Origin of the sequence: Sphingomonas hankookensis, assembly GCF_028551275.1 — a bacterium.
Lineage (GTDB): Bacteria > Pseudomonadota > Alphaproteobacteria > Sphingomonadales > Sphingomonadaceae > Sphingomonas > Sphingomonas hankookensis_A.
Genome location: NZ_CP117025.1, coordinates 3,027,416 through 3,050,173, shown reverse-complemented (window position 1 = coordinate 3,050,173; position 22,758 = coordinate 3,027,416). Strand labels below are relative to the sequence as shown.

Annotated in this window: 17 protein-coding genes; 7 read left to right on the top strand and 10 right to left on the bottom strand. The window is 66.5% G+C overall.

The annotated features are described in order from the left end of the window. Positions 1 to 55: 55 nt before the first annotated feature. The 5 genes from istB to PPZ50_RS14390 all read right to left on the bottom strand — a co-directional run bounded on the left by istB (position 56) and on the right by PPZ50_RS14390 (position 6,101). Positions 56 to 784 (bottom strand): IS21-like element helper ATPase IstB, encoded by a 729-nt coding sequence (istB, locus tag PPZ50_RS14410; protein ID WP_066691143.1) that lies wholly within the window; start codon positions 782 to 784, stop codon positions 56 to 58. After that, complete coding sequence (istA, locus tag PPZ50_RS14405) at positions 771 to 2,282, bottom strand: IS21 family transposase (protein ID WP_272815363.1); 1,512 nt, start codon at positions 2,280 to 2,282, stop codon at positions 771 to 773. Before istA ends, istB begins: the two co-directional genes overlap by 14 nt. Positions 2,283 to 2,320: 38 nt before the next feature. Continuing rightward, positions 2,321 to 4,213, bottom strand: coding sequence for a hypothetical protein (locus PPZ50_RS14400; protein WP_272815362.1), 1,893 nt, complete (start codon positions 4,211 to 4,213; stop codon positions 2,321 to 2,323). Positions 4,214 to 4,311: 98 nt separating this feature from the next. Then, positions 4,312 to 5,483, bottom strand: a protein-coding gene (locus PPZ50_RS14395) for an IS3-like element ISGbe1 family transposase (RefSeq protein ID WP_272815361.1) whose coding sequence is annotated in 2 segments (ribosomal slippage) — positions 4,312 to 5,219 and positions 5,219 to 5,483 — 1,173 coding nt in all. Because the reading frame shifts where the segments join, the coding sequence is not laid out codon by codon here. 384 nt (positions 5,484 to 5,867) lie between these two features. Beyond that, entirely contained in the window at positions 5,868 to 6,101 is a 234-nt protein-coding gene (locus PPZ50_RS14390; protein ID WP_241215467.1) for a hypothetical protein, read from the bottom strand. Between the two features lie 441 nt (positions 6,102 to 6,542). Between PPZ50_RS14390 and ettA the strand changes: the two genes are divergently transcribed. Then, positions 6,543 to 8,222, top strand: coding sequence for an energy-dependent translational throttle protein EttA (ettA, locus tag PPZ50_RS14385; RefSeq protein WP_272815360.1), 1,680 nt, complete (start codon positions 6,543 to 6,545; stop codon positions 8,220 to 8,222). A 5-nt stretch (positions 8,223 to 8,227) separates the two neighbouring features. After that, positions 8,228 to 9,409 (top strand): sensor histidine kinase, encoded by a 1,182-nt coding sequence (locus PPZ50_RS14380; RefSeq protein WP_272815359.1) that lies wholly within the window; start codon positions 8,228 to 8,230, stop codon positions 9,407 to 9,409. A 368-nt stretch (positions 9,410 to 9,777) separates the two neighbouring features. On the opposite strand, the gene PPZ50_RS14375 is transcribed toward PPZ50_RS14380, so the two are convergent. The 5 genes from PPZ50_RS14375 to PPZ50_RS14355 form a co-directional block, all read right to left on the bottom strand. Next, entirely contained in the window at positions 9,778 to 10,554 is a 777-nt protein-coding gene (locus PPZ50_RS14375; protein WP_272815358.1) for an NYN domain-containing protein, read from the bottom strand. 32 nt (positions 10,555 to 10,586) lie between these two features. Next, positions 10,587 to 12,233, bottom strand: a complete 1,647-nt coding sequence (gene ybaL / locus PPZ50_RS14370; RefSeq protein WP_272815357.1) for a YbaL family putative K(+) efflux transporter — start codon at positions 12,231 to 12,233, stop codon at positions 10,587 to 10,589. 105 nt (positions 12,234 to 12,338) lie between these two features. Further along, a complete protein-coding gene (locus tag PPZ50_RS14365; RefSeq protein ID WP_272815356.1) occupies positions 12,339 to 12,680 on the bottom strand; it encodes a hypothetical protein in 342 nt (113 codons plus the stop codon). A gap of 24 nt (positions 12,681 to 12,704) precedes the next feature. Continuing rightward, the gene (greB, locus tag PPZ50_RS14360) at positions 12,705 to 13,187 is read right to left on the bottom strand and encodes a transcription elongation factor GreB (protein WP_066689561.1); all 483 of its coding nucleotides are present in this window, start codon (positions 13,185 to 13,187) and stop codon (positions 12,705 to 12,707) included. Continuing rightward, positions 13,184 to 15,223 (bottom strand): lytic transglycosylase domain-containing protein, encoded by a 2,040-nt coding sequence (locus PPZ50_RS14355; protein ID WP_066689562.1) that lies wholly within the window; start codon positions 15,221 to 15,223, stop codon positions 13,184 to 13,186. Before PPZ50_RS14355 ends, greB begins: the two co-directional genes overlap by 4 nt. Before the next feature lie 78 nt (positions 15,224 to 15,301). Between PPZ50_RS14355 and dapA the strand changes: the two genes are divergently transcribed. From dapA to PPZ50_RS14330, 5 genes are all read left to right on the top strand, one after another. After that, a complete protein-coding gene (gene dapA / locus PPZ50_RS14350; RefSeq protein WP_066689563.1) occupies positions 15,302 to 16,186 on the top strand; it encodes a 4-hydroxy-tetrahydrodipicolinate synthase in 885 nt (294 codons plus the stop codon). A 71-nt stretch (positions 16,187 to 16,257) separates the two neighbouring features. Further along, on the top strand, positions 16,258 to 18,870 hold the full coding sequence (locus tag PPZ50_RS14345; RefSeq protein ID WP_126013955.1) for an ATP-binding protein: 2,613 nt from the start codon (positions 16,258 to 16,260) through the stop codon (positions 18,868 to 18,870). Between the two features lie 188 nt (positions 18,871 to 19,058). Next, on the top strand, positions 19,059 to 19,541 hold the full coding sequence (gene smpB, locus PPZ50_RS14340) for an SsrA-binding protein SmpB (protein WP_066689565.1): 483 nt from the start codon (positions 19,059 to 19,061) through the stop codon (positions 19,539 to 19,541). Next, on the top strand, positions 19,534 to 20,115 hold the full coding sequence (locus tag PPZ50_RS14335; protein WP_232307914.1) for a DUF2062 domain-containing protein: 582 nt from the start codon (positions 19,534 to 19,536) through the stop codon (positions 20,113 to 20,115). The genes smpB and PPZ50_RS14335 overlap by 8 nt, the downstream gene beginning before the upstream one ends. Before the next feature lie 227 nt (positions 20,116 to 20,342). After that, the gene (locus PPZ50_RS14330; protein ID WP_066689566.1) at positions 20,343 to 22,406 is read left to right on the top strand and encodes a M13 family metallopeptidase; all 2,064 of its coding nucleotides are present in this window, start codon (positions 20,343 to 20,345) and stop codon (positions 22,404 to 22,406) included. Positions 22,407 to 22,758: the final 352 nt, after the last annotated feature.

Genomic DNA, 22,758 nt, shown 5'->3' with positions numbered 1-22,758 from the left:
AGCCCGACCGGAGGCGCAACCAGCGCGAAGCGTTCTCTGCCGGTGGTCCTGGGCGTCAGCTTCGATGTTTGAAGCGCCAGCTGTCGTTGCCGGTTTCGACGATGTCGCAATGGTGGGTAATACGGTCGAGCAGTGCGGTGGTCATCTTGGGGTCGCCAAAGACGGTCGGCCACTCGCCAAAGGCGAGGTTCGTGGTGACGATGACGGAGGTCTGCTCGTAGAGCTTGCTGACGAGGTGGAAGAGCATTTGACCGCCCGAGCGTGCAAACGGCAGGTAGCCAAGCTCGTCGAGCACCACGAGGTCGAGGCGCGAGAGCTGGGCCGCCAGCGTGCCGGCCTTGCCAAGGCGCGTTTCCTCCTCGAGTCGGTTCACCAGGTCCACTGTGTTGAAGTAGCGTCCGCGGGCGCCGGCTCGTACCACATTGGCGGTGATGGCGGTGGCGAGATGCGTCTTGCCGGTACCCGTTCCACCGACCAGCACGACGTTGCGTCGGCCCGGAAGAAACGAGCCGCTGTACAGCGAGCGCACCAGTCCCTCGTTGATGGGAGTGTCGCCGAAGACGAAGGCGTCGAGGTCCTTCACCGCGGGCAACCTGGCGGCCGACATCCGGTAACGGACCGAGGCTGCATGGCGGTGCGTCGCCTCGGCACGCAGCAGGTCGGTCAGGACCTCCATGGTCGTGCGCTTGCGCTGGAGACCGGTAGTGACCGCCTCGTCGAAAGCGCCAGCCATGCCCTTCAGCCCCAACTCGGTCATGGCCGTCATCATCTCATGCCGCTGCATGGAGGCCTCGCAGGCTGTCATAGCGGTTGCAGTCGGCGCGGGGCGGATGGCGCAGCGCCAGATCTTCTGGCGTGACAATAGTCAGCGGTCGCGGCGGTTCGCGCCGGCGGGCCAGGATGTTGACGATGACGTCGTCGCTGGCGACGCCGGCCAGCAATGCTTCGCGCACGGCCGCTTCCACCGCCTCGAGTCCGTCGTCGAGCACCGCGGCCAGCACCCGCACGAACCGCCGGTCGGCATCGTCACCGACGCCAAGCTTGCGCCGCAGTCGTGCCAGCGCAGGCGGCAGCTCCCAGCCCTGGAACGGCGCGCCGTTCCGCAGGGCGCCCGGCTTGGTCGCCAACACCGGCAGATAATGCCACGGGTCGTAGATGGTCCGGTCCCGGCCGAAAAACCGGGGATGGTCGGCGACGACTTCCCCGTCGCAGCGCACGACGATGCGGTCGGCATAGGCGCGGACCTGAACGGCACGTCGCACCACCCTGGCAGAAACGGAGTAGCGGTTGCGGTCGAAGCTGATGAGGCATGTGCCGCTTACCGCATGCTCGCTCTCATGAAAGCCGTCGAAGGGTGCGACAACAGGCTGGAGCACGCTGCGCTCGGCAGCCCAGGCCTGAGCAACCGTCAGTTCCTTCTGCTCGGGATGCTGGTGCAACTCTGTCCAGCGCCGACACTCGGCCTCCAGCCAACCGTTCAGCTCCTCGAGGCTGGTAAATCGCAGGCGTGGCTGGAAGAAGCGGCCGCGTGCGGTTTGCACCTGGTTCTCGACCTGACCTTTCTCCCAGCCCGACGCCGGCGAGCAGGCGGTCGGCTCGACCATGTAATGGTTGGCCATGACCAGGAAGCGCCGGTTGAAGACACGCTCCTTGCCCGTGAACACGCTCGTGACCGCCGTCTTCATGTTGTCGTAGATGCCGCGCGTCGGCACACCTCCGAAGAAGGCAAACGCCCGCGCATGCGCGTCGAACAGCATCTCCTGTGTCTCGCGGGGATAGGCTCGCACATACATTGCCCGCGACGCGCATAGCCGGACATGCGCGACCTTTACCCGCATCGGCTTGCCCGAAATCTCCACGTCCTCGTGGCTCCAGTCGAACTGGTAAGCCTCGCCCGGCCGGAACAGCAGCGGGATGAACGCCGGCGCATTCATCACATCGCGACGTCGCGCCCGGCGCCAGCGGGCCGCATAACGCCGCACCGCGTCGTACGAGCCGTCGAACCCCTCGCGCAGCAGCAGGTCGTGGATGCGCGTGAGGCGCAGCTTCTCGCGCCGCGGCCGTGCCTCATCTTCCTCCAGCAACGCATCCAGTCGCGCCTGAAATGGCCCCAGCTTCGGCAGCGGCTGTACCTCCCGCCGATACCCCATGTCCGCTTCCGGCGCCCGGATCGCCTTGCGCACCACCTTGCGCGACAGGTGCAGGTCCCGCGCTATCGCCTTGATGGCCTTCCCCGACGCGTGCTCGCGCCGGATCCTCAACACCGTCTCCAATACCAGCATCCCGATCTCGCCGCCTGACACACCGCCAAGCGAACAGCCTAGACCAACGGGATGAGGGGTCCCTTTTCGACGCCGATCACCCCGCTACCGGGGTCCCTTTTCCACGCCGATCCACAGTCAAACGGCTGCCCCTCGGCCAGGCCGTCCCGATGGCCGACCCAGTCGGCTGCATGGCCCAGCACCGCAGCTACAGTCTCGATTCCCACGAGGAAGGTATCATTGACGTCGCTCGGGCCGCTCATCCGCGACCGAGCAATGGCGATCTCAGCCTTGGCGTGCTCAAAGCTGTCGATAACCAGATCGGCGTAGACCATGCCCTCTGCAGGTGACACGTAGGCCGCATGCTTCGCGCTCCAGTATTTCGACGGGGCCCGTGCCACCGATAGATGCAGCTCGCGGCCCATTTCGTCCGGCTTAAAGGTAGTGCCCTCGCCGAACCGCGAGCTGCTGGCTATCCCAGCAAGCATCTTGACCAGCAGATGGAGGCACATCGCCCTCACGGCCGGGTCGCTTGAGGTCCACCCTTCCGCGACGCCCGCAGCCACGACCAGATGCTCCTTGTGCTTCCCATCGCGCAGCACGGTGACCGGCATTGCGACACCAGCGCCGTATGCCAAGGCACCGCTTGCGACCGGCGGGAGATCGGGGTCGCCGCGGTCGAGCTTGGCGAGAGCGTCCGGGTAGTCGGCGGCGATCGTGACGCCGTCCAGATCCTGCAGTGGAATGTCGCGGGACAGGGTTCCGACCACCGCCTGGAGGACGTCGGCGTATTCCTTCGCGAGAACGTCGTCGCCGAAATCGTGCAGCGTCACCCGGTAAGAGAATTGCTCCCACTCGAACTGGCGCGGCAATGCGGGGGCGAACTCGCTTGGCGCCAGCGATCGCGCCCTCTCCGCATCCGCCACCGCCTCGGCGATCCCGTCGGCCATCGCCTTCGCTGGGCCACTCCCGATCGTTGCGGCGACACCGTCCTCATCTCGCGAACGCGCGCTGATGAAGAAGCCCTGGCAGGCCGCCGCGGCCTCGACGCCGAATGTCGAGAGATCGATCGGTTCGCTGGGGTTGAGGCGCCCCACGAGCATTCGGTCGGTCGATAGCGGGAGCAGGACCAGCGTTGCGTCGGCTCCTCCAGTGAACAGAAGCGCTTCCAGCCTGCCATCGCCGGCCCGGGACAGGGCGACCGCGTCCGGCAGGATGAGGTCCGCTCCAGCTTCAACGGTCCAAGAGAAGCCCGCGAGTATTCCCACCCAGCCATGGTCATCGAGTGGCTTTGCGATCATGGTGTTGTGGCTGTCACGCACCATCGTGCCTAGCCCGCCGGACAGCCCTGGCAGCAGCGGCGACAGCACAGCCGCAACCTGCGAGGCGAATTCATCGCCACGCTCGCGCATCACGAACGTCAGGAGCCGCTCGCTGAACGCCGCCGGGATGCCGGCCGGCACCAGCTTCTGCGCGGAATCCTGGATCGCTTCCGTGACCGACGACGCCAGCGCCGGCCCAGAGAATCCGAGCATGCCCGCAAGGCGCGCAGGGTCCGTGAACAGGCTCTCGATCTCTTGGAAGAGGCTTGTTACGCCGATCGACAAGGTCTTTCGCAGATGGGCCGTCCGCATGACGAGGTGGGTAACCGTCCGCGCGGCGTGTTCCGGATCGATCACAGTCCCCGGATCAGAGAGGCGCAGCTCCTTAACGCCCCGGCTGAAGCTTTTCTCGAACTCGGTGATGGCGTCGTCCAGCGTGACCTCGCCGGGAATGCCCTTGCGAGAGTAGAACCAGTCCTCCACGCCGACGTCGGCGATCCCGACCAAGCGGGCGGGCGAACCCTGCCGATGAAGCCAGGTGCGCTCCGCGCCGTCGCCTGAGCCGTTCGATTCGGACAGGAAGCCGCGCTGCAGAAACTTTGGAACGTAGTGCTGACGCTTTCCCGCCACTCGTCATTCCTCTCTTATCCGAAGCTGTCCTTTGCGGTCCTAACACACCGTATGAAGGGACGGCTGAGCAGCCCCCATCGGGTGGTCCGGGTTATTAGTTAGTGCATTGTCGTCTCCGCCGCCATTGCCGGTCGTAGGTGGAGCGAAGCGGAACCGGAGGCCGGCAATGGCGGTGTCGCCGCTTGTGGTGCGGGCGGCCGATAGCCCAGGCTGCTGTGCGGCCGGACGGTGTTGTAGTGACGGCGCCACGCCTCGATCAGTACCCTTGCTTCAGCGAGGCTGTAGAAGATCTCGCCGTTGAGCAGCTCATCGCGCAGCGAGCCGTTGAAGCTCTCGTTGTAGCCATTCTCCCACGGCGAACCCGGCACGATGTACAGCGTCTTCACGCCAACCTGCCCGAGCCATTTCTGAACCGCGGTAGCGATGAACTCGCTGCCGTTATCTGATCTGATATGCGCGGGCGGACCCCTCGCGATGAACAGGTCGGCAAGCGCTGCCAGCACGTCTTCGTGTCGAAGCTGGCGCGCGACGACCAGTGCCAGGCATTCCCTGCTGGCCTCATCGATGATGGTCAGTATCCGGAACTTGCGCCCGTCATGCGTCCGCGCTTCGACGAAGTCATACGCCCACACATGCCCCGGATACTCCGGTCGCAGCCGGATGCACGAGCCGTCGTTCAACCATAGCCGGCCACGTTTAGGTTGCTTCTGCGGCACCTTGAGGCCTTCGCGCCGCCAGATCCGCTCCACCCGTTTATGGTTCACCGACCAGCCCGCCGCATGCAGCAGTGCGGTTACCCGGCGGTAGCCGTAGCGCCCGTACTGCCTGGCCAGCGCGACGATGTCGTCGGTCAGCACCTCTTCGTCATCTGCCCCGCACGGCACCTTGCGCTGTGTCGACCGGTGCTGCCCCAGCACGCGGCACACGCGCCGCTCGGATACGTACAGCACCTCTCGCACCTGGTCGATGCAGCGTCGGCGTCGCGCGGGGCTCAGAAGTTTCCCCGCGCCGCCTCCTGTAGAATCAACTTGTCCAGTGTCAGGTCGGAGATCGCACGCCGCAGCCGCAGGTTCTCCTTCTCCAGATCTTTCATCCGACGCGCCTGATCCGTCTTCAAGCCGCCGTACTCCTTGCGCCAGCGGTAGTAAGTCTGCTCGCTGACCGCGATCCGCCGGCATGCCTCAGCGGTCGTCCCGCCCTGGCCCAGCATGATCTCGACCTCACGCAGCTTCCCGATGATCTCCTCAGGCTTGTGCTTCTTGGCAGGCATGCGTCGTCCCTTCCTTGATCCAGACTGTCATAGTCGATGGACCACTCAGAAGGGGGCAGCTCAGTGCGATGGCGCGAAAATCGGTGGGCGCGGACACGATCATGGCGGGGCCTTACAGGGGGCGTCGGACGGGAGGGGTGGCCGCCGCACGTTCGCGTGACCGGACATTCTCGTCAATCGCGCTGTCGGCAATCTGCCGGAACGCTACCGCGCCGCAGCGTGCAATATTCGCTCACCGACAGGTCGCAAAGGTGCCGCAATCGCGCCACCGTGATGCTGTCCGCGTAACGACCGTTATCGGCCACGAAAAAGGGGCGCCACCGTTGCCGGGGCGCCCCTTCTTCATTCCGGCTTCCCGCGTCGGTGAGGACGCGGGAACGGGAATTACATGCCGTTGTGCTCGGCGGCGTTCTCGATCGCGTCCGACGCGTCTTCGGCGTTTTCCGAAGCGTTCATCAGGTCGGCAGCGACGGCTTCGTTCGAGGTGTTCTCGGCCTGCGCTTCGAGGTTGTCCGCCAGCATTTCCAGGTTGTCCGACGCGGCGTCGGCAGCGTTGTCGGTCGGGGTGTTCTTGCAAGCGGCAACCGACAGGAGGCCGGCGGCGGCGGCGACGAGCATGATCTTCTTCATTCGGGTTACTCCCAGAAAATTCCATTTCGCGAATATCCCGGCGTCACCGCCGTCGCGAGATAGCCGCAATAGCGCCTTGTACGCCGCCGTCAATCTCCAATTGTGGCAAGATTGCGGCTTTGCGACCAATGGTGGACCGTGCCAGCGTTACGACGAAGTGACATTTTGGCAGGAAACAGAGCCGAAAATGGCGGAAAACGCGATGTCATGCTGCAATCGCGAAAGGGTGCCGCCGTCGATCGGCCCGGGCCGCCGGAACGACGCCGCCACCGGATCGAGTCGCTGCCGAATGGACGACGGCGACGGTCGAATCAGGCCGACCGCCCGCGCGCCCGGTCCATGGCGCCCGCGTTGCCAATTCGCCGGCCCATCGCTACATCGCGCCAGAACCTTTTATATCACCCGATATTCGAAACGGAGCCGTCGGCAATGGCCGTGCAGTACAGCTATGTGATGAAGGGTCTGACCAAGACCTTCCCCGGCGCCAACAAGCCGGTGCTCAACAATATCCACCTGCAGTTCCTGCCCGACGCGAAGATCGCGATCATCGGCCCGAACGGCGCGGGCAAGTCGACTCTGATGAAGGTCATGGCCGGCATCGACACCGAATTCACCGGCGAGGCCTGGGCCGCCGAGGGGATCAAGGTCGGCTATCTGCCGCAGGAGCCGAAGCTCGATCCGACCAAGACGGTGATGGAGAACGTCAAGGACGGCGTGCGTCCGGTCGCCGACCTCGTCGATCGCTTCAACGCCATCTCGGCCGAAATGGGCGATCCGCAGGACGATACCGATTTCGACGCGCTGATGGAGGAGATGGGCGAGCTTCAGGCGAAGATCGACGCGGTCGACGGCTGGAGCCTCGACAACCAGCTCGAAATCGCGATGGAAGCGCTGCGCTGCCCGCCGGGTGATGCTTCGGTCGAAAATCTGTCGGGCGGTGAAAAGCGCCGCGTTGCGCTGTGTAAGCTGCTGCTCGAAAAGCCGCAGATCCTGCTGCTCGACGAACCGACCAACCACCTCGACGCCGAAAGCGTCGCGTGGCTGGAAAACTACCTCAAGGAATATACCGGCAACGTCATCCTCGTGACCCACGACCGGTACTTCCTCGACAACGTCGTGAACTGGGTGCTCGAGCTGGATCGCGGCCGCTACTACACCTACGAAGCCAATTATTCGGGCTATCTGGAAAAGAAGGCCAAGCGCCTCGAACAGGAAGAGCGCGAGGAAGCCGGCCGGCAAAAGGCGATCCGCGACGAGCTGGACTGGATGCGGCAGACGCCCAAGGCGCGCCAGACCAAATCCAAGGCGCGTATCCGTGCGTTCGACGAACTGGTCGAAAAGCAGGAAAACCGCGCGGTCGGCAAGGCGCAGATTCTCATCCAGATCCCCGAACGCCTCGGCGGCAAGGTGATCGAGGCGAAGAACCTGACCAAGGTGTATGGCGACAAGCTGCTGTTCGAAAATCTCGACTTCAACCTGCCGCCCGGCGGCATCGTCGGGGTGATCGGGCCGAACGGCGCGGGCAAGTCGACGCTGTTCAAGCTGATCACCGGCCAGGAGCAGCCCGATGGCGGCTCGATCGAGGTCGGGCAGACGGTGAAGCTCGGCTATGTCGACCAGTCGCGCGACGACCTCGACCCCAACAAGAATGTCTGGGAAGAGGTTTCGGACGGCCTCGACGTGTTCCGCTTCGGCAAGCAGGAACTGGGCACGCGCGCCTATGTCGGCGCGTTCAACTTCAAGGGGCAGGACCAGCAGAAGAAGGTCGGCCAGCTGTCGGGCGGTGAACGCAACCGCGTCCACATCGCCAAGATGCTGAAGGAGGGCGGCAACGTCCTGCTGCTCGACGAACCGACCAACGACCTCGACGTCGAGACGCTGCGAGCGCTCGAAGAGGCGCTCGAATCGTTCGCGGGCTGCGCCGTGGTCATCAGCCACGATCGCTTCTTCCTCGATCGCCTGTGCACCCACATCCTCGCGTTCGAAGGCGACAGCCATGTCGAATGGTTCGAAGGCAATTTCGAAGCCTATGAGGAAGACAAGCGCCGCCGCATGGGCGATGCGGCCGATCGTCCGACGCGGCTGGCGTACAAGAAGCTGACGCGCTGATCGTCATGCCGGTGGTCGAGGAAAATGGGGCGGGGTCGGACGATCCCGGCGATGCGATCCGCTATCGCCTCGACCAGCAGCGTATTCTGGCCGAGTTCGGCGGCATCGCGCTGCGCAGCCGCGACATCGACGAGATCGTGCGGGCGGCGGTCGAACTGGCCGCGCGCGGCATGCGGACGCGGCTCGCCAAGTTCCTGCATCATGACGACCAGGGCGGCGCGCTGATTGTCCGCGCCGGCATCGGCTGGAACGAGGGCGTGGTCGGGCAGGCGGAGATGGGCGACGACCTTGCCTCGCCCGCCGGCTTCGCCTTCCGCACCGGCGAGGCGGTGATCTCCAATCACCTGAGCGACGAAAAGCGCTTCCGCACGCCGGACTTCATGGCCGATCACGGCGTCAAGCGGGCGATCAACGTGCTGGTCGAAGCGAACGGCAAGCGCTTCGGCGTGCTGGAGGTCGACAGCCGCAAGGATGGCCGGTTCGAAGAAGACGACCTCGCCTTCATGCAGGGCTTCGCCAACCTGATCGGCGTCGCGATCGAACGGCTGGAGGCCGAAGCCTCGCTTCGCGCCGCGATCGAGCATCAGGAACTGCTGACGCGCGAGGCGTCGCACCGGGTCAAGAACAGCCTCGCCATGGTGTCGGCCATGCTCAACCTGCAGATGCGCGAGGATGACGACCCGCGGGTGCAGCGGATGCTGGGTGATGCGCAGGCGCGGATCGTCGCCATCGGCCAGGCGCATGACCAGTTGTGGCAGGGCGATCGGGTCGGCGTCGTTGCGCTGGAGCGGCTGCTATGCGGCATCGTCGACCAGCTGAAGGAACAGGCGCCCGACCACGCGATCGACTGCGACATCGCGCCATTGGTGGTCAGCGGCGACACCGCGATCCCGCTCGGGCTGTTGCTGACCGAACTGGTCACCAACGCGATCAAATATGCCTATGGCGAGGGCGGCGGGGCGGTGCGGATCGCGACGCGCTGCGACGATGGGCAGCTATGGCTGGAAGTCGTCGATCGCGGGCAGGGGCTGCCGGCCGGCTTCGATCCGACCGCGGCGCGACCGACGAGTCTGGGCATGCGCATGGTCGGCAGTCTGGCGCGGCAGCTGGGCGGGACGCTCAGCTTCGAGAATGCGGCGCCGGGGACGCAGGTGACGTTCGTGATGCCGTTGCCGGAGTCGGTGTAGGGCATTTGCTATCCCCTCCTCCAATCCATTCACTTCGAGCAGGTTCGAGCGAAGTCGAGAACCGACCGTCGAAAAGACCTTTCCGCGTTCCCCACCGTTCGTCCTGAATAGCCACTGAGCCTGTCGAAGTGGCGTATCGAAGGACCGCCACCGGTGCTTCGATACGGGTTTTCGACTTCGCTCAGCCCCTACTCAGCACGAACGGATGCGGGCGAAATCCCGCCTGTTACCCGTTCGGTTCGAGCAGCTTCGAGCTCGTCGAGAAGCGTCTGTCGAGAACGGCCCGATTGTGGCCCCGCCTTCTCGACGGACGGTTCTCGACAGGCTCGAAGCAAACGGAGTGCGTGAGGAAAAGGCAGGCGTCCCCCTCAAACCCGCTTGACGAACACCCCCGTATCGCGCCGTTCCACCTCGAACTCCTTCACCTTCTCGATCAGGTCCGACAGCCGCTTGAACCCGTAGTTCCGCGTGTCGAAGCTCGACCGGTTGGCCGCGCGCTGGCCGACTTCGGACAGGCTGGCAAAGCCCTTCTTGTCGACCTTCGACGCGTCATAGGCATCGGACAGCAGCTTCACGAGCGCCGCATCGACCTTCTGCTGGCGGCGCGCCGGGGCAGGGGCGGGCCTGGCGGTAGGCGCCGCAGCCGGCGCAGCGACGCCGCCGATCGCCGGCGGCAGCGGCATGTTCGCCACGTCCTCGACATCCAGCGACGCGACGTCGATGAAGCGGGTGCAACTCTCGCGAAACCCTTCGGGCGTCCGGTCGGTGCCGAAGCCGTAAACCGGCACTCCTTCCTGCCGGATGCGCTGGGCCAGCGGCATGAAGTCGCTGTCCGACGACATGATCCCGAAACCCGTAATGCGGCCGCGCAAAAGCAGGTCCATCGCGTCGATGGTCATGCGCATGTCGGTCGCGTTCTTGCCCTTGGTGATGTCGAACTGCTGGAACGGCTCGATCCCGTGGCGCATCAGCAGCGCCTTCCAGCTTTTCAGCCCAGGCTTCTCCCAATTGCCATAGGCGCGACGGACATTGACCGTGCCGAACTCGGCCAGCACCGTCAGCACGGAATCGAGATAGGCGGCGCCGGCATTGTCGGCATCGATCAGCAACGCGACGTTGCCGGTGGGGGCGTGATGGGTGGCCATGGCGTTCGTCTATCCTGTCCCGGCGGCGGCGGCTATGCCTCCTGCAACCGCTGTTCCTCGGCCCGGCGCAACATGGTGCGCGCCAGCTCCTCCTCGCCCAGCACGACCTGGTCGACGCCGTGGCGGGTGAGATACTGCACCTCCTCTGCCGAATGCGCCCGCGACAGGATGTAGAGGCCGGCGTTCATGCCCCGGGCATGCTGGACGATGGCGCCCGCCTCGAACCCGCCGGGGATGGCGATCAGCAGCTTGGTCGCCTCCGCTACCCCCGCGTCGCGCAGCACATTGGGGTCGAGCGCATTGCCCAGCACCACGCTCCACCCATGCGCCTGCGCCGTGCGCGCGGTATCGGCCTGGTCCTCGATCACGACGAAGGCGCGGCCGGCATCGCGCAGCCCTTCGGCGATCAGCCGCCCGACCCGCCCCGCGCCGATCAGCACGACATGATCCTCGCGCGCTTCCTCGCGCGCCGCCTCGCGTTCCTGCGCGGGGCCCGGCTCCTCGCCGCGTCCGGCGACCGCGCCGAACAGGAACGGGTTGACCATGATCGACAGGATCGCGCCCGCCAGGATCAGGTCGCGCCCCTCGCTCGGCAAAATGTTCAGGCTGGTGCCGATGCCGGCGAGGATGAACGAGAATTCGCCGATCTGCGCAAGGCTGGCGGCGATGGTCGCGGCAGTGCGGTTGGGGTGGCCGAACAGGCGGACGATGGCGAACGCCGCCGCCGACTTGCCGATGACGATGATGGCGATGGTCGCGATCAGGGGGCCGGGCTGTTCGACCAGCACCTGCGGATTGAACAACATGCCGACCGACACGAAGAACAGCACCGCGAACGCATCGCGCAAGGGGAGCGTTTCCTGCGCCGCACGCCGGCTGAGCGGCGTTTCGCCCAGGATCATGCCGGCGAAGAACGCGCCGAGCGCGAACGACACGTCGAACGCCAGCGCCGCCCCGAACGCCACACCCAATGCGATAGCCAGCACCGCCAGCCGGAACAGCTCACGCGATCCGGTATGCACCACCCAGTGCAGCGCCCAGGGGATTACCCGCCGCCCGACGACCAGCATCAGCGTGACGAAGCCGGTGACCTTCAGCAGCGTCATCACGATCGCGGTCACGATCGCACCGGGCGCGGCGGCCTTGGCCGGGTCGACCGCGACGGCGACGACCGGCAGCAGGACGAGCGCCAGCACCATCGCCCGATCCTCGACGATCAGCCACCCGACCGCGATCCGCCCGCGCTCGGTCTGGACCAGCGCGCGGGCCTCCAGCGCGCGCAGCAGCACGACGGTACTCGCGACCGAAAGGGCGAGGCCGAACACGATGCCGGCCATCAGCGACCAGCCGAGGAATTGCGACAGGCCCCAGCCCATCGTCGTCGCGACGGCAATCTGCACCACCGCGCCCGGCACGGCGATGCGCCACACCGACAACAGATCCTTCAGCGAGAAGTGCAGCCCGACCCCGAACATCAGCAGGATGACGCCGATCTCCGCCAGTTCGGTGGCGATCCCCGAATGCGCGACGAAGCCGGGCGTGAACGGCCCGATCAGCACACCCGCCAGCAGATATCCGGCGATCGGCGACACCCTGAGCTTGTGCGCCATCGCCCCCAGCGCGAACGCCGCGACCAGTGCGGTGACGATGGTTCCGATCAGCGGCGTGTAATGGGGCATCGGGTCTCCTCGGTCGGGTTCCTCCCAAGCGAACGGACGGCAGGGCGGCTGGGTTCGTCAACGTACCAAATTTACCGCCCGATGGCAGTCGGTAACGCCGCGTCATCACTCGATATCGTCGGCATATCCTGCCAGTGCGGCGATGGCGGCCGGGTCGTCGGCATGGCGCTGGCGAAGCAAGCGCAGGGCGGCGTCGGTGCCAGTACAGGTCCGCTCCATCCCATATTTCAGGAACGCCGCACGCGCCGGGCCGGTCGCTTCCTCGCCGCGCAGATGGTCGCATTCATCGCGTTTCAGGCGAAAGGCGACGACATCGGCGGGGAGGGCGGGGACATTGCCGGTCGACGCGTCGGTTCTGTGGGTCTCGACATGGATGACGGGTGCGTCCGATGGGGCGCCTCCGCAACCCGACAGCAACAACCCGATCGTCGCCATGAGCAACCGCACATCATTCCCCCGCCAAGCGTCGAATCACGGATAGACGATCGCCATCACCTCAACTTCCTTCGCCCCCGCCGGCAGGGCGACCGTCCGCACGTCGCCGACCGCGCTGCCGCGCAAGGCCCGCGCCATGGGGGAGTTCCACCCGATCCGCCCCTTGCCGGCATCGGCCTCGTCGTCGCCGACCAGTTCGAGCGTGCGGTGGTTGTCGTCCTCGTCGGCGATGGTCACCGTCGCACCGAACCATGCCCGGCCGCGCTCGGTCTGCGTCGCCGGATCGACCACCCGCGCCGCCTTCATGCGCTTGGCGAGAAAGCCTAGCCGCCGGTCGATCTCGCGCAGCCGTTTGCGGCCATAGATATAGTCGCCATTCTCCGACCGGTCGCCATTGCCCGCGGCCCAGGCGATGACGTCGACCAGCTTCGGCCGCTCCTCGCCCAGCAACTGGTCATATTCGGCCTTCAACACGGCATAACCCGCCGGGGTGATGTAATTCGGACGCGGTTCGCTCATCCCGGTCGGTTCTTCCCCAGATACCAGCTCAGATTGTTCGGCCCCTTCGACCGTGCCTTGTCGGCATGGATCAGGTCATAGACGACCGCATTTTCCAGCACGCGCTGCACATAGCCGCGCGTTTCGGTGTACGGAATCTTCTCCACCCAATCGACGATGTCGACTCCCGGCGTGCGCGGGTCGCCATTGGCGCGCAGCCATTTGTTCACATTGCCCGGCCCGGCATTGTAGGCGGCAATGGCGAGCGGATAATAGCCGCCATAATAATCGAGCATCCGCTGAATGAAGCTCGACCCCAGCGCCATGTTATACGCCGGATCATTGAGCGAGGACGGATTGTAGGAAAGCCCCAGCTTCCCTGCCGTCTCGCGCGCGGTGCCCGGCATCAACTGCATCAGCCCGCGCGCGCCGGTGCGGCTGACGGCGGTGCGGTCGAACTGGCTTTCCTGCCGCGCGATCGCGTGGATCAACGTGAACTGATCGCGCTGCGCCCCGCTGACCTGCACCGACGGATAGCCCGCCAGCGTATAGTCGCTATGCCCGTTCAGCAGCGCGCTGCGCCCGACCATGACGCTCAGGTCCGGGCGGTCGATCGCCTGCGCCAGCTCGACCGCCAGCGCATGATCGGTGTCGCTGCGTGCGTCCTCGGCGATCTTGCGGACGAACAGCCCTTGATCGCCATATTGCCCGGTGCGGCCCAGATAGCGCGTCGCCTTGACCACATCGCTGTTCATGTACGCCGCGCGCACGGCCGCCGGGACCGCTGCGGGATCGGCGGTATTGCCCGGTGCACGCAGGGGGCGGCCGATCCGCTCGCTGGCCAGCTGTCCGTAATATAGGTCGCCCAGATCGGCGGCCTGCGCGTACCAGCGGTCGGCGGTGGCGCGGTCGCCCGCTGCCTCCGCCGCGCGCCCCGCCCAGTAATAGCCCTTGGTCCGGACGGTCGGCGTGCGCGATCCGCTGGCATAGCGGGCGAACATGCCGGTCGCATCCGCCGGCCGGTTCAGCTTCTGCAGCGCGACCGTCCCCGCCAGCCACGCGAGGCTGGTATAGTCGTCGCGCTCGCCATAGGCCGCGTCGGCGATCACCGTCCCCGCCGGGAACGCATCGTCGATCTGCGACGCGATGCGATAGGCGAGGTCGAACTGGCTGTCCGCCTGCGCCGCCTTGGCATTGGTCAGCAGGACCTCCAGCCATTCCTCGACATCCCCCGGACTGCGCGACAGACGGCGCGGCTGCGCGAGGTAGGAGCGGGCCGCCACCGACTGACCCGTAGCGCGCAGCCAGCTGGCGCGGTCGCCGATATAGCCCGGATCGGTCCGGTCGACGCCCGGCTGTTCGCCCCGGACGCTGGCATCCGCCGCATTGGTGCGGAACGCCATGCGCGCATCGAAGGTCGGCCGCATCGCCGCCGAGACATAGCCGATCTGCCGCCCGGCGGCGGTCGTCGCGCCCTGCCACAACAGCCGGTCCATCCGCGCGTCATGATCCTGCGGGGTCAGCGCCGAGGCGAACCGGCCGAGCAGCTTCGCCTCGTCATTGGTGCGCAGCGCCCCCCGGCGCCATGCCGTGCGCGCCGCTTCATGCGCCTCGGCCATCCGCCCGCTCGCCGCCAACGCCTCCGCCATGCGCAGCCGCCCGGCGGCGGTCAGCGGCGGATAGCGGTCGAAGAAGCGCAGCACCGTCGCCGGGTCCTGCGCGCCGTCCGCCAGCACCGTCTCCGCCGCCGCGCGCCGGCTGGTTTCCCCGGGAAAACCGGGATGCGCCAGCAGGAACCGGGCATAGTCGGTAAAGGGATAATTGTCGGATTGCTGCAACCGTTTCCAATCGGCCAGCACCGGCTGGATCGGGTCATAGGCCGGGGCCGATGCCACCGGCTGGACCATCGGTCGCACGGTGATCGGCGCTGGCTGCACCATCGACGGCGGCAGCGGTTGGACGGAGATCTGCGCGGCGGGATGGAACATCCCGGCGGCCATGGCGGCGCTCGCGACGCCGGTGAGCAGGAACGCGCTCTTGAACACGGTGGTCAGCATACTGGACATGATATGGAAGCCCGCCCTATCTGTCGCCACCTTTTCGGCTCGAAACCCTGTCTGCGGAGCGCGTTTTCCATGTTTTCCGGTTCGATTCCCGCGCTCGTCACCCCGTTCGCCGACGGTCGGTTCGACGAAGCATCGTTCCGCGCCCTGGTCGACTGGCAGATCGAGAGCGGGTCGAGCGCGCTGGTTCCCTGCGGCACCACCGGCGAAGCGGCGACGATGACGATCGAGGAGCATGACCATGTCGTGCGCGTCTGCGTCGATCAGGCACGTGGCCGCGTACCGGTGATCGCGGGCTGCGGGTCGAACGACACCGCCGTCGCGCTGCACCACATCCATGCCGCGAAGGCCGCGGGCGCCACCGCCGCGCTGCTCGTCCCGCCCTATTACAACCGCCCGAATCAGGAAGGGGTGTTCCGCCATTTCGAGGTGCTGGCGTCGCAGGGCGGCCTGCCGATCGTGCTCTACAACGTGCCCGGCCGCACCATCACCGACATCGCGGTCGAGACGGTCGAGCGGATCGTGAAGGCGTTCCCCGACGTAGTGGTCGGCATCAAGGACGCGACCGGACAGATGGCGCGCGTCGCCGAACACCGTGCGCGCTGCGGCACCGGTTTCGCCCAGCTGTCGGGCAATGACGACATGACGCTCGCCTTCATGGCGATGGGCGGGGTCGGCGCGATCTCGGTCACCGCCAATGTCGCGCCCGCCATGTGCGCCGAGTTTCAGGACGCCTGCGCCGCCGGCGACTTTGCCCGGGCGCTGACCATTCAGGACCGGCTGTTCCCGCTGCACGCCGCATTGTTCAGCGATGCGTCGCCCGGTCCGGTCAAATATGCGATGGGCCGCGTCCGCCCGGGCTTTCCGACCGACCTGCGCCTGCCGATGACGCCCGCGTCCGAAGCCTCGCGCGCGGCGGTCGATGCCGCGCTCGCCCATGCCGGGCTGGTGCGCTGAGGATGGGAAGGTCGAAGCGGGGGGATGCATCCATTGCCGTAGCGGGGGCTGCGGCGTAACACGCAGGGCCTATGCCAAACGGACCTCTCTCAACCCAGACGGTGACCGGTGCGGAAATCGCCGCCCGCGACTGGTCGACGACCCCGCTGGGCCCGATCGAGGGGTGGCCGGTGTCGCTGCGCTCGCTGCTGGCGATGATGCTGTCCTGCCCGACGCCGATGTTCCTCGCCTGGGGGCCGGAGCTGCGCTGCTTCTACAACGATGCCTATCGCCCGATCCTGGGGTTACGGCTCGACGGCGCGCTGGGCGAACGCTTCGATATCGTCTGGGCCAGCATCTGGGACGAACTGGTCCCGCTGGTCGACCAGACTCTTGCCGGCGGCAGCATCGTCGCCACCGACATGAAGCTCGACCTCGCCCGCACCGGCGAGCCGGAGGAGAGCTGGTGGACCTTCACCTATTCCCCGGCCTTTGACGATGCAGGGCAGGTCGCCGGCCTGTTCTGTGTGACGGGGGAGACGACGTCGCGCATCGTGGCCGAGCGGGAACGGGCGGCCGCCGACGAACGGCTGCAACTGGCCCTGTCCGCCGGGCGCAATATCGGTGCGTGGGACTGGGACGTGCAGGCCGACATGATCCGCGCCGACAGCCGGTTCGCGCTGCTCTACGGCGTCGATCCGAAGATGGCGGAGCAGGGCGCGCCGATCGCCCGCTTCTTCGAAGGAATCCATCCCGACGACCTGCCGATGGCCCAGCGCGCGATCGAACGCGCGATGGACCCGACCGGCGACGGCACCTTCATTTCGGAATATCGCGTCGTCGACCAGGGCGGCAATTGCCGCTGGGTGTCGGCGCAGGGCCGCTGCACCTTCGACGATAGCGGGCGCCCGCTGCGCTTTCCCGGCGTCAGCTACGACATCGACGACCGGAAACAGGCCGAACTGGCGGCGCTGGCGGCCAAGGCGGAGCGCGAATTCGTCCTGTCGCTCAGCGCCCGGCAACGCGCCGCGACCGATCCGGACGCGATCATGCGCTTCACCGCCCGCGCGCTTGGCGAATGGCTCCGCGTCGACCGGGTCGCTTTCGCCCGCGTCGCGGCCAACCGCGTGCGCTATATGGGCGGGTGGAACGACGGGGTCCTGCCGCCGCTGACCGGCGAACATTCGCTCGACCGCTTCGGGCAGGGCAATACCGCGCTGCTGCGCGCCGGGCGGACGATCGTATCGGACGAATTCGCGATCGACCCCGATTTCGTCGGTAGCGAGGCATCATCCTATTCAGCCGTCTCTGGCTTCTGCGTGCCGCTGCGGCAGGACGGGCGGCTGGAAGGGCTGCTGATCGTCGGTCATGGCGCACCGCGTCACTGGCTGCCGGGCGAAATCGCGCTGTTGCAGGAAGTGGCGGAGATCAGCTGGGTCACCGTCCAGCGCGCCGACGCGCTGCTTCGGTTGCAGGCGAAGGTCGGGCGGCAGGATGCACAGCTCGAACGCGTCGCCACCGAACTGCACAATGCCGCCAGCGCCCGCGCCGCCGCCGAGACGCAGGTGCGCCAGTTGCAGAAGATGGAGGCGGTCGGCCAGCTGACCGGCGGCATCGCGCACGATTTCAACAACATGCTCGCGGTCGTGATCGGCGGGCTGGACATGATCGAGCGCCGCATCGCCAGCGGGCGCGGCGATGTCGAGCGTTATGTCGAGGCGGCGAAGGACGGCGCTACCCGCGCCGCCGCGCTCACCCAGCGCCTGCTCGCCTTCTCCCGCCAGTCGCCGCTGGCGCCCGAACCGGTCGAGGGCAACCGCCTGATCGCCGACCTGACCGAGCTGCTGACCCGGACGCTCGGCGAACGGATCGCGGTGGAGACGGTGCTCAGCGCCGGGCTGTGGCGGGCGGAGGCCGATCGCGGCCAGCTCGAAAATGCCATCGTCAACCTCGCGGTGAATGCCCGTGATGCGATGCCCGATGGCGGCAAGCTGACGATCGAGACCGCCAATGCCCATGTCGGCGACGATTATGCGCGCGAGGCCGACATGGCCGCCGGGCAATATGTCATGATCGCCGTCACCGATACCGGCACCGGCATGGCGCCCGACGTGCTGGCCAAGGCGTTCGAGCCGTTCTTCACCACCAAGCCGGTCGGGCGCGGCACGGGCCTTGGCCTCAGTCAGGTGTTCGGCTTCGTCCGCCAGTCCCGCGGCCATGTCCGCATCTATTCCGAACCCGATGTCGGCACGACCGTCCGCCTGTACCTGCCGCGCTTTTATGGCGAGACGCCGACACCCACGCCGCGCGCCGCGCTCCAGCCGATCCGCCGCGGCAGCCCGGACGAAACGGTGCTGGTGGTCGAGGACGAATCGCGCGTCCGCAGCTTCTCGGTCGAGGTGCTGCGCGACCTGGGCTATGGCGTCCTCCATGCCTCCAACGGACCGGAGGCGCTCGAACTGCTGGCACAGGGGGTGCGCGTCAGGCTGCTGTTCACCGACGTCGTGATGCCGGGCATGACCGGCCGCGAACTGGCCGACCGGGCGCTGGCGATGCGGCCCGACCTGCGCGTGCTCTATACCACCGGCTATACCCGCAACGCGGTCGTCCATAACGGCGTGCTCGACCCCGGCACGCGGCTGCTCCCCAAGCCGTTCGGCGTGGACGAACTGGCAAGAAAGGTACGCGAAGCCCTCGACGCGTAATCAAGATCCTCCCCGCTATGCGGGGAGGGGGACCAGCCGCAGGCTGGTGGAGGGGGGCCGCCGCACACACAACGGCAGCGTTCGCGGCCAACCCCCTCCACCCCCGCTTCGCCGCGGTCCCTCCCCGCGAGCGACGAGGAGCACGACGGACGCTTCCCTCCACGCCCCCGACACCCTATGTCCCGCCCATGAGCCGTCCGCGTCCCCAGTTGTTCGACAAGAAGAAGACCGTCGCCGAAAACCGCCGCGCGCGGTTCGATTACGAAATCGACACGGTCTACGAAGCCGGCATCGCGCTGACCGGGACCGAGGTGAAGTCGCTGCGCTTCGGCGAAGGGTCGATCACCGAAAGCTATGCCGATGTCCGCGACGGACAGGTGTGGCTGATCAATTCGAACATTCCCGAATTCAGCCACGGCAACCGCTTCAACCACGAACCGCGCCGCCCGCGTAAACTGCTGCTTCACGAACGCGAGATAAACAAGATGCACGGGGCGGTGGCGCGCGACGGCATGACGCTGATCGCGCTATCGGTGTATTTCAACGGAAAAGGGCGGGCGAAGGTCGAACTGGCACTGGCCAAGGGTCGCAAGAACCACGACAAGCGCGAACATATCAAGGAGCGGGACTGGAAGCGTGAACAGGGAAGGTTGCTCCGCGACCGTGGCTGATGCAGGCGGCGACGACGACCGGCGGCTGGGCAGCCGTGCGCTGCGCTGGGTCCGTGCGAACCTGCCGACCCGCGAATCGATCGAATCGATCCGCTTCCTGCGCCCCGTCGCGCACCGCGTCCTCGCCCCCGAACTCTGGCGCTTCACCCGCCGTTCGGTTCCCCGTGGCGTGGCACTCGGCATGTTCACCGGCATCCTGATCCCGCTGGGACAGATTCCCGCATCCGCCGTCCTTGCGCTTCCGCTGCGCGCAAACGTTCCGGCGGCGGCGCTGACCACCTTCTTCACCAACCCCATCACCACGCCGCTGCTGTTCATCCTCTACTACAAGGTGGGCGCCTGGCTGCTCCACATCGACCGCGTGGTGCCGGGCGACCCGATCGGCGACGCGGTCGCCGCACCGCCCGGCTGGCTCGAATGGCTGGTGGCAGAGGTCGGTCCGGCGACCGCGCTCGGCATGGTCGTATGCTCGGTCATCGGCGCGGTGCTGGGGTACGCGATCGCCGCGCTCGGCTGGCGGTGGTGGATCGCGGCGAAGTGGAAGCGGCGCGGGCATGGGCGATCCGCCATCTAACCCTCCGTTCGGTTCGAGCAGCTTCGAGCTTGTCGAGAAGCGTCCGTCGAGAACTGCTTGTTTGCGGCAACCCCTTCTCGACTTCGGTTCTCGACAGGCTCGAACCTGCGCTCGAAGCAAACGGATTGGGAAGGAGCAAGGGATCGCACCCAACCCAAGCTAGATATTGACGATCGATAAGCCCGGGTGCAGCATAACGTATCACCCGATACGAAGAGGCTTATTCGATGCGGCGTAGTTTCGTCCTCACCACCCTGCTTGCGGCGTCGGCCCTGTCGGCCTGCGCGACCACGCCGCCACCGCAAACCGGCAATGCCGATCCGATCGCGGTAACCGAAACCGCCGCCCCCGCGCCCAAGCCCGAGATCGGCGATTTCGGCTTCGACGTCGCCGGCATGGACCGCAGCGTGAAGCCCGGCGACAATTTCTACAAATATGCCAACGGCACCTGGGAAAAGATCACGCCGATCCCGGCCGACAAGTCGAACTACGGCATGTTCACCGCATTGGACGACCTGTCGAAGTCGCGCACCCGCGAACTGCTCGACGCGGCGAAGGGTGATCCCAATTCGAAGATCGGCGTCGCCTATGCCACCTATCTCGACCAGGCCGCGATCGAGGCGAAGGGGCTGGCCCCGATCCAGCCGTGGCTGACCGAGATCAAGGGGCTTTCGTCGAAGGCCGGCTATGCCGCGCTGGCGGCCAAGGCGTCGCAGGCCGGCGTCGGTGCGCCCTTCAGCGCCTATGTCGGCCCGGACGACAAGACCCCGACCGTCTATGCGCTGCAGACGTCGCAGGGCGGGCTCGGCATGCCCGACCGCGATTATTACCTGTCGACCGATGCGAAGCTGGTCGAACAGCGCAAGGCGTATCAGGCGCATCTCGCCAAGATGCTGACGCTGGCCGGCGAACCCAATGCCGCCGCCCGCGCTGCCGCGATCGTCGCGTTCGAGACGCAGATCGCCCGCGCGCACTGGACGCGGATCGAAAGCCGCGACGCGAACAAGACCTATAACAAGATGACCGTCGCCGACCTGCAGCGTCGCGCGCCGGGCTTCGACTTCGCGACCTATTTCCGCACGCTCGGTGCGAACACCCCCGACGTGATCGTCGCCCAGCCGACCGCCTTCACCGGCATGGCGAAGGTGATCGGCGCGGCGCCGCTCGCCGTGCTCAAGGACCAGCTGCTCGTCCGCTCGCTCGACGGGTTCGCCGGCGTCCTGCCGCAGGCGTTCGACCAGGAAAGCTTCACCTTCTACGGCACCGTCCTGTCGGGCACGCCGCAGCAGGAGGAGCGCTGGAAGCGCGCGGTCGACTTCACTTCGGAAGCGGTCGCCGACGATGTCAGCAAGGCCTATGTCGCCAAATTCTTCCCGCCCGCGACCAAGGCGGCGGCCGACGAACTGGTCCGCAACGTGACGGAGGCCATGGGGCGCCGGATCGACAATCTCGACTGGATGGCGCCGGAGACCAAGGCGAAGGCGCGGGCGAAGCTCGCCGCCTTCACGCCCAAGATCGGCTATCCCGACCGGTGGCGCGACATGAGCGACCTGACGATCACGCCGGGAGACGCCTTCGGCAACATGTTGCGCGCGAACCAGTGGCAGCAGCGCTACAACGTGCAGCATCTGGGCAAGCCGATCCAGAAGTGGGAATGGTTCATGACCCCCATGACCGTGAACGCGTACGCGAACCCGGTGATGAACGAGATCGTATTCCCCGCCGCGATCCTGCAGCCGCCCTTCTTCGATCCGAACGCCGATCCGGCGGTCAATTACGGCGCGATCGGCGCGGTGATCGGCCACGAGATCAGCCACCATTTCGACGATCAGGGCCGCAAATACGACGTCAATGGCAGCCTCACCGACTGGTGGACGCCGCAGGACGTGAAGCGCTTCGAGGAACGCACGGCGGCACTGGTCAAGCAGTATGACGCCTATGAACCGCTGCCCGGCCTGCATGTGAAGGGCGAACTGACGCTCGGCGAAAACATCGCCGACCTCGCCGGCCTGACCGCCGCGTGGGACGCCTATACCCATGCCTATCCGAACGATCAGAAGGTGATCGACGGCTTCGGCCCCGAACAGCGTTTCTACCTCGGCTGGGCGCAGGTGTGGCGGCGCAGCTACCGCGAGGCGAATCTGCGCCAGCGGCTGCTGACCGACCCGCACAGCCCCTCCGAACAGCGCGCCTGGGTCGTGCGCAACCTCGACCCCTGGTATCAGGGCTACAAGCCGGCGGCGGGCGAATATCTCTTCCTCGCCCCCGAACAGCGCGTCCGCATCTGGTAAGCGGACTGGCACGTTCCATGACCGTACCCCGGCGAAGGCCGGGGGCCAGTTACGGAACATGCGTTTGTTCCTCACGACCGTAACCCAACTGAACCCCGGCCTCCGCCGGAGTACGGGAATGGGGCGGGGCGATACCTCACCTCCCTCCGTCACCCCGGGCTTGACCCGGGGTCCCGCTTCTTATTCTCGACCGTCGAAAGAAAGCGGGACCCCGGATCAAGTCCGGGGTGACGAGATAGTGCGGCGATCCTGTCTTCCTCAAACCTCGTTCCGCCTGCCCGGGGGTACGGATAGCGAAGCGCACGCCCACACGACCCACCAAACCCTACCCGATCGCGCCCCTACGTCCGAT